This is a genomic window from Streptomyces sp. NPDC050619 (assembly GCF_040654815.1).
Taxonomy (GTDB): domain Bacteria; phylum Actinomycetota; class Actinomycetes; order Streptomycetales; family Streptomycetaceae; genus Streptomyces.
Genome location: NZ_JBFAIR010000098.1, coordinates 1 through 4,989 on the forward strand (window position 1 = coordinate 1; position 4,989 = coordinate 4,989).

Here is a 4,989-nt window from a genome sequence, read left to right on the forward strand (position 1 = left end):
GCTTCGACTCGCTGACGGCGGTGGATCTGCGGAACCGTCTGATGAACGTGACCGGGTTGCAGTTGCCCGCCACCCTCATCTTCGACCACCCCACCGTGGCCGACCTCGCCGCCCACCTGCGCACCGAGTACGACCGGACGGAAGGCGGCGCCGCGCCGGGCCTGTCGGACCTGGACCGGTTGGAGGCGGCCGTCCTTGCGATGGCCGAGCAGGACGAAGCGGTGCGCAAGGAACTGCGCGACCGACTGCGGGCCATGACGGCGCGTCTCGACGACGCAACGAGCACTGCCGGAACCGAGCAGGACAACGACGACATCGACTCCGCCTCGCTGGACTCGATGTTCGCGATCATCGATCGGGAACTCGAGGGCTGACGCCGCATCTCGGCGTCCCTCTCAGGTGACAAAAGGGGACTGAATTCGCGTGTCCACTGACGAGAAGACTCTGACGTACCTCAAGCGGCTCACCACCGACCTTCGCCAGACCCGTCAGCGGCTGCGCGAGGTCGAGGCCAGGGACCACGAGCCCATCGCGATCGTCGGGATGGGGTGCCGGTTCCCGGGCGGGGTGGACTCGCCCGAGGCGCTGTGGGATCTCGTGGCCGCGGGCGGTGACGGTGTGTCAGGCTTCCCGGTGGACCGCGGCTGGGACCTGACGGCGCTCTTCGGCGACGGTCCGGGCGGCTCCGCCACGCGTGAGGGCGGTTTCCTGCATGACGCCGCCGAGTTCGACGCGGAGCTGTTCGGGATCTCTCCGCGTGAGGCGCTGGCGATGGATCCGCAGCAGCGGTTGCTGCTGGAGACGTCGTGGGAGGCGCTGGAGCGGGCCGGGGTCGACCCGTTGTCGCTGCGGGGCTCGCGCACGGGTGTGTTCGCGGGTCTGATGTATCACGATTACGCTTCTCGGCTGCCCGTGACGCCGGACGAGGTGGAGGGACTGCTCGCCAACGGCAACGCGGGCAGCGTCTTCTCCGGCCGCGTGGCGTATGTGTTCGGTTTCGAGGGGCCGGCGGTGACGGTGGACACGGCGTGTTCGTCGTCGCTGGTGGCCCTGCATCTGGCGTGTCAGTCGCTCAGGTCGGGGGAGTGTGACACGGCCCTGGCCGGTGGCGTGACCGTCATGGCCTCGCCGACCACCTTCGTGGAGTTCTCCCGGCAGGGGGGACTGGCTGCCGATGGCCGGTGCAAGGCGTTCGGCGAGTCGGCGGACGGCACGGGCTGGTCCGAGGGCGCGGGTGTACTGGTGCTGATGCGGCTGAGTGAGGCCCGCCGCCTGGGCCGGCCGGTACTGGCCGTCGTACGGGGCTCGGCTGCCAACCAGGACGGTGCGTCCAACGGCCTCACCGCGCCCAACGGGCCGTCCCAGCAGCGCGTCATCCGCCAGGCGCTGGCCAATGGTGGCGTCTCGGTGGCCGACGTCGATGCCGTGGAGGCGCATGGCACCGGTACCCGGCTCGGTGACCCCATCGAAGCCCAGGCCCTGCTGGCGACCTACGGGCAGGCGCGTGACGGCGATGACAAGCCGCTCTGGCTGGGCACGGTGAAGTCCAACATCGGCCACACGCAGGCGGCCGCGGGTGCGGCCGGTGTCATCAAGATGGTGATGGCGCTGCGCGCGGAGCGCCTGCCGCGCACCCTGCATGCCGACCAGCCGTCCAGTCAGGTGAACTGGGAGTCGGGCGCGGTGCGCCTGCTGCACGAGGAGCGCGACTGGCCGCAGGGCGAGCGTCCGCGTCGGGCGGGTGTGTCGTCGTTCGGCATCAGCGGTACGAACGCCCACGTCGTCATCGAAGAGGCACCGGCCCCCGAGCCCGCCGCGGAGCCCCCCGCCGAGGACGCCGACGGATCGATGGCGCCGACCACGACCGTCGACCTGGCCGTGATCCCCTGGGTGGTGTCCGCGCGCGGCGCCGACGCACTAGGGGCCCAGATCGAACGACTCACGACGGTTGACGCCGACCCGCTGGACACCGGGTTCTCCCTCGCGGCCACCCGCGCCGTGCTCGACCACCGGGCCGTCGTCCTCGGCCACGACCTGGCCGACCTCCGCGCGCGGCTGGCCGAACCCGTGATCGAGGGAGTGGCGACCGAGGGCCGCACGGCGTGGATGTTCACCGGCCAGGGCAGCCAACGGCCCGGCATGGGACGGCAACTCGCCGCCACCTTCCCCGCCTTCGCCACCGCTCTCGACGACGTCTGCGCACTCCTCGACGCCGAACTCGGTTTCGGACAGCCCCTGCGCACCGTCCTCTTCGGCGACGACGAGCAGGCCCTCCAGGACACCGGCTACGCCCAGACCGCCCTGTTCGCCCTGCAGGTCGCCCTCATACGACTGCTGCGCTCCTGGGGCACGGAGCCGGAGGCGGTACTGGGACACTCGGTGGGCGAGTTCGCCGCCGCCCATGCCGCCGGTGTCCTCGAACTTCCGGACGCCGTACGGCTGGTCGCGGCCCGCGCGCGGCTCATGCGGGCCTTGCCCGACGGCGGCGCCATGGCCGCGATCGAGGGGACCGAGGCGGAGGTCACCGCGCTCCTCACGGACGGCGCAGTCGTCGCCGCCCTGAACAGCGCCACATCCGTCGTCGTCTCCGGCCGCGAGGACGCCGTGCGGCACGTGCTCGAAACGGCACTCCGACAGAACCGCCGGGCCACGCCGTTGCACGTCTCGCACGCCTTTCACTCCCCGCTCATGGAACCGATGCTGGCGGAATTCGCCGGCATCGCCGCCCAGGTGACCTACCACCGTCCGGCGCTCCACGCCGTCAGCACCCTCACCGGCGCCGTGCTCGGCGCAGACGACTGGACCACCCCCGACTACTGGGTACGGCAGGTCCGCGAGGCCGTCCGTTTTCACGACGCGGCCCGCGCCGCCGTCGCCGACCTGGGCGTCGCCCGGTTCCTCGAAATCGGCCCCGAACCCGTCCTGTCCGCGTTGGTCGACACGGTCCCCGCGGTGTGTGTGCTGCGCCGTGACCGCGATGAACGCGAAACGGCCCTCGCAGCCGCCGCCGAGCTGTTCGTACGCGGCACCCCGGTCGACTGGGCGGCCGTCTTCGCGGGCACGGGAGCGCGCGAGGTGCCGCTGCCGACGTATGCCCTCCAGCGCCGCCGCTACTGGCTCGAAGCGCCGCGCACCCGCGTCGACGCCGCCGGCCTGGGCCTGCGCCCGGTCCGCCATCCGCTGCTCGGCGCCGCCGTGTCCGTCGCCGACACCGACACGATGCTGCTGACGGCGCGACTGTCCGCCGCCGACCAGCCTTGGCTCGCGGACCATGTCGTGGCGGGCACGGTGATCGTGGCCGGTACGGCGCTGCTGGAGCTGGCGCTGGCGGCAGGGGAGAGGGCCGGCTGCAACCACGTCGACGAACTCGCCCTCCACGCCCCGCTCGCCCTCCCGGCGGACGGGGCCGTCGAACTCCAGGTGGGTGTGGAGCCCCCGGACACCGCGGGGCACCGAGCCCTGCGCATTCACGCCCGCCCGCACGACACGGCCGACGAACTGCCCTGGACGCTGCACGCGTCCGGCACCCTGACCGCGGTCGGAGCGCCGTCGGAAGACGAAGAGGAATGGGACCTGCGAACGTGGCCGCCCCAAGGCGCCGAGCAGGTCGAACTCAAGGGTCTCTACGAGCGGTTGGAGACGGCGGGCCTGTCGTACGGCCCGGCCTTCCGCGGCCTGGAAGCCGTATGGCGTTCCGGAGACGACTGGTTCGTGCAGGCCACACTGCCCGACGACGCCTCGGGCGGCGGCGAGGGGTTCGGCCTGCACCCGGCGCTCCTGGACACGGTGTTGCACGTCCTGGGCCTGTGGGAGCGGGACAGTGCCGGCCCCCTGCTGCCATTTCTGTGGTCGGGTGTGGAACTGTCGGCCGTCGGCGCGTCCACAGTGCGCGTCCGCGTGCGGCGGCGCGGCGAGGACGCCGTCGAACTCCGCGTCGCCGACGCGACCGGCGAACCCGTCGCCACGATCGACAGCCTCCTCCTGCGCCCGGTCACCCTGACGGACCTGGAGACCACCGAAAGCTTCGTCCGGGACGCGCTGTTCCGGCTGGAGTGGCAACCGCTGACCACGACCGGGGAGGCCCGGACCACCGACTGGGCCGTCCTCGGCGAGGTCCCGAACGGACAGGCGGCCCCGTACGCGACCCCCTACGCCGACCTTGAGGCACTCCAGACGGCACTCGACGCCGGAACGCGACCGCCGAGCACCGTACTCCTGCCGATCGCGACACACGCCCGCTCCGTCCGCGAGAGCGTCACGGAGGCGCTCGACTCGATCAGAGACTGGCTTCGAGAGCCGCGCCTTGCCGAAACCCGCCTGGTGATCGCGCTCTCGGGCCCGGCCGAGCACGAGGAGCCCCTCAGCGAGCCGGCCGCAGCCGCCGTCCGGGGCCTGGTCCGCACGGCCGCGACCGAACACCCCGGACGCATCGGCCTGGCCGATCTCGACCTCGACTCCGCCTCCTGGGAAACGCTCGCCGGCGTTCCGGAGACGACGAGCGAAGTACTGATCCGCACTGGCACGGCACGCGTGCCCCGCCTCGTCCGGATGACGGGCGGTGACGCCCTGGTGCCGCCGGTGGGTGTGGGTGCTGGGTGGCGGATGGATGTGGTGGCTCAGGGGCGGCTGGATGGTGTGGGGCTGGTTGCGGAGGAGCCGCGTGCGTTGCGGCCCGGTGAGGTGCGCGTCGCGGTGCGGGCGGCGGGGGTGAACTTCCGTGACGTGCTGAATGTGCTTGGTATGTATCCGGGGGATGCGGGCCGGCTTGGGCATGAGGGTGCCGGTGTGGTGGTGGAGGTGGGTCCGGAGGTGACGGGCCTGGTGGTCGGTGATCGGGTGATGGGTTTGCTGGACGGGGCGTTTGCTCCGATGGCGGTGAGCGATGCGCGGTTGTTGGCGCGGGTTCCGGAGGGGTGGTCGTTCGAGCAGGCGGCGTCCGTGCCGATCGTGTTCCTCACCGCCTACTACTCCCTGGTGGATTTGGCCGGT

Annotated in this window: 2 protein-coding genes; both read left to right on the top strand. The window is 71.9% G+C overall.

Going from position 1 to position 4,989, the window contains the following annotated elements; all coding sequences use genetic code 11:
* The coding region (locus AB0I77_RS53070) for a phosphopantetheine-binding protein (RefSeq protein WP_363290251.1) at positions 1–374 on the top strand (374 nt) is incomplete at its 5' end.
* Between the two features lie 49 nt (positions 375–423).
* A partial coding sequence (locus tag AB0I77_RS53075) for a beta-ketoacyl synthase N-terminal-like domain-containing protein (protein WP_363290252.1) occupies positions 424–4,989 on the top strand: 4,566 nt, incomplete at its 3' end.